The organism is Desulfosarcina sp. (genome assembly GCF_041551955.1).
Lineage (GTDB): Bacteria > Desulfobacterota > Desulfobacteria > Desulfobacterales > Desulfosarcinaceae > Desulfosarcina.
The window spans coordinates 1-2,888 of record NZ_JBFELV010000554.1; the positions used below are offsets into that span (position 1 = coordinate 1).

The 2,888-nt window shown below is 43.8% G+C and carries 3 protein-coding genes and 1 tRNA gene; 3 read left to right on the forward strand and 1 reads right to left on the reverse strand.

What is annotated here, in order from left to right; translation table 11 throughout:
- Together secG and ABYV26_RS24020 are read left to right on the forward strand one after the other, a co-directional pair.
- On the forward strand, positions 1-213 hold a 213-nt coding region (gene secG / locus ABYV26_RS24015; protein WP_372683879.1), incomplete at its 5' end, for a preprotein translocase subunit SecG.
- A gap of 17 nt (positions 214-230) precedes the next feature.
- Positions 231-317 (forward strand) — tRNA-Leu (locus ABYV26_RS24020).
- Positions 318-887: 570 nt separating this feature from the next.
- On the opposite strand, the gene ABYV26_RS24025 is transcribed toward ABYV26_RS24020, so the two are convergent.
- Complete coding sequence (locus ABYV26_RS24025; protein WP_372683880.1) at positions 888-1,421, reverse strand: TIR domain-containing protein; 534 nt, start codon at positions 1,419-1,421, stop codon at positions 888-890.
- Positions 1,422-2,197: 776 nt separating this feature from the next.
- On the opposite strand from ABYV26_RS24025, the gene ABYV26_RS24030 reads away from it, so the two are divergent.
- On the forward strand, positions 2,198-2,888 hold a 691-nt coding region (locus tag ABYV26_RS24030), incomplete at its 3' end, for a right-handed parallel beta-helix repeat-containing protein (RefSeq protein ID WP_372683881.1).

Genomic DNA, 2,888 nt, shown 5'->3' on the forward strand with positions numbered 1-2,888 from the left:
AGCCAGACCCTGTTCGGAAGTACAGGCGCGTCGACCTTTTTAAGTAAAGCCACCACGGTGGCCGCCATCGTATTCATGCTAACGTCCCTGACCCTGGCCTACATGGCCGGTGGCAAGGTCACGAAATCGGTGGTCACGGATGTCCAGGTGCCCGTCGAACAGCAGTCGCAGACGGACGACAATACTGCGGATGCCGACGCGAAATCTGAGTAGAGCCAACCAACACGCATGCCGAGGTGGTGGAATCTGGTAGACACGCTATCTTGAGGGGGTAGTGACCTACGGTCGTGCGGGTTCAAGTCCCGCCCTCGGCACCAACATAAAATAATAGGGTTTACAGAAAATTGAATCTGTAAACCCTTTTTATTTGTACTTTTGCAGATATTCTAAACTATAAAAGAGCGAATAATGGTCCTTTATAAGGACCATTAAAAAAAATTTTATCAGCCAGCGGTGTTTGTGTGCACGTTTTGTGCACATTGACCGCCCAGGTGTCGTCCCAAGGTGCACGCGGCCGTATGCAAATCACCGTCATCGACGGTAGCATCAATGAAATCGTATTCATCATCACTAAAAACTTTGCCTTGTGTACGAGCTTTACCCAAAAAATCGCGAATTGAAGAAACTGGTTCCCATCGTTTATCAAATAATTCAAGTTTTTACCTAATTTTACTTAGCTTCCATTGAAAAAAGGAAATCCAAATTCCCGCTATGGCAATGGTAGGTGTCAATAGCGCCGTCAGTACATCTATCCAATCCTTACCGCAATTTACGGGATCTGCCATTGTTAAACACCCTCCATAGCAGCCCTTTCCAAGGAGATGAAATGGGAGCTGGTTGAAGATCGCTGGAGTGCGCTGCATAGTGGGGTTGAGTGCCTGTGAAGCCTATATTGGCCCCTCCCGTTTGAGGACACGCCGAACGTCCTTAAATCTCGCTGCGATATCACCGCGTGGGGATCGAATCTGAGATAAACCAATGATATTTGTGAACTCTGAGCAACTTTCTTCCAGTAATACAATTGCCCGAGACATGCCAAGACGTCCTTGAAAAAGACCTACTTCGTGAATGACGTTGGGCCGTGCATGAAGCGTGGCATCGGTATGTTCCTCCTCCGCTGTCATCACAAGCAATGCGAAAGCGGCCTGTTCCATCATGGAATTGAGACGCTCGATTGCCGTATATCCGGCGACCGCCTCACGATTGAATTCATCCCGTGGCAACCCCAGCCGTTCAACAATAAAATCTTTAAGCGCTCTCCATAATGTTGACCGACCGTGACCGATGAAAATTCGTTTTCCACTTAGCGGTTGTTGTGTAATTTGAAGAAGTGTCTCCAATGCTTCAGTAGTGCGCTGAAGATGTTCTATCCGATTGGTGAATTCTCCATATACAAGATGTTCGGGAAAATCGCTGCCCACGATCTGAAAACTTGTTAGTTGAGGAGCATCCTCACCATAAATCTTCTTAAAATGAGATCTGACACCGTGAGTCTAAAACCGCAGTTGGTTACGAGTCACCTTTAAGGAATGTGGTGTGGCCTCAATGCCAGCTCCCCGATAGCTCCAAGAAAGCTCATCGCCTGCGGTGTATGTTTTTAGTGACGGCGTATTGATTGGTTGCATGGTGATGGTCCCCTGTATCCTTAGTACATTCATTTAAACCTTCTGCCAGCTGTATGGAGACGCTTCAACTTGGTCCGTACCCGCATCATACCAAATGCACGATCCTTTCATTTGATGTTCATTACCAGCAATTCTCAACTGAAAGTTACCAGTCCCAGTTGTTGCTTTGTGTTGCTTTATCTGGTAGCTGCCGAGTAGAGTATTCTTAAATAGGGTTGCCCTAATTTTTAAAGCACAACCTCTCGTGTCTGCGACATGACTCTCGCCCCAAACTAATTTACCAAGCTGCTTTAGTGTTTGATTGAAGCAACATAATCCAAAAAAGGTTGGGCATTACCTGGCCAGTATTTGACTGCGCCCTTTTTCTAAGACAATCTCAATTTAACGTAACTTGTGTAAGTTCAAAATGAAAGGCATAATTTTTGAACGAATCTCTATTTTAATAACATATTGAAATTATCTCGTCTTGACTTTTATGATCGCAATTGGTTAAACGCATGGATCTATTATTTGTGCCTATTCTTAGTGGTATTGGGCTGTTATCTATCTGAACGGATGGGGGGGGTAAATAGATGAAACTTTCAGCGATCATTATTAGCCTTTCTTTACTTTTTGCTCTTCCTTCTACTTCAAACGCCACAGATATAACGGAAAATATTGTTCAAGACACCACATGGACCTCAGCCGGGAACCCTTGGACTATTCAAACGGATATTCAGGTTTATCCTGGTATAAAACTTACTATAGAGCCAGGGGTGGAGGTTGTAATTCATATTGGAGCTTCGCTCATTATAGGAGGCACCTTAGATGCCAGGGGTCAACAAGGCAACTTAATCATATTCAAGTCCAACCTCACCATACCGGCGGTTAACCAACCTGCTGGGCTCGTATTTAAAAATACAGCGGAGAGCGCAAATTACTCAGGGGATGACCAACCTGTTTTTTCATATGATTATGTAAATCGCGAAGTAAAATTAACCTACCTGTCAGGAAGTGTTTTGGAATATTGCCAATTTTCAGGACTATCTACGGCAGTCGAGCTCAATAATGCTTATCCCTATCTATCAAATAATCATATAATTAACTGCCCCTATGGGATCAAGATATACGCAGGACGTGATATTCCTATACCTCAATGGTTTTTTCTCAACCACAATACGATTGAAAATTGTTCTGAACAAGCTGTGTTTGTTAATTTTAATTTTTCAGGGAATTACTATTTTCCATTTGCTTTATTCACAGGCAATATTATTCAAAACAATG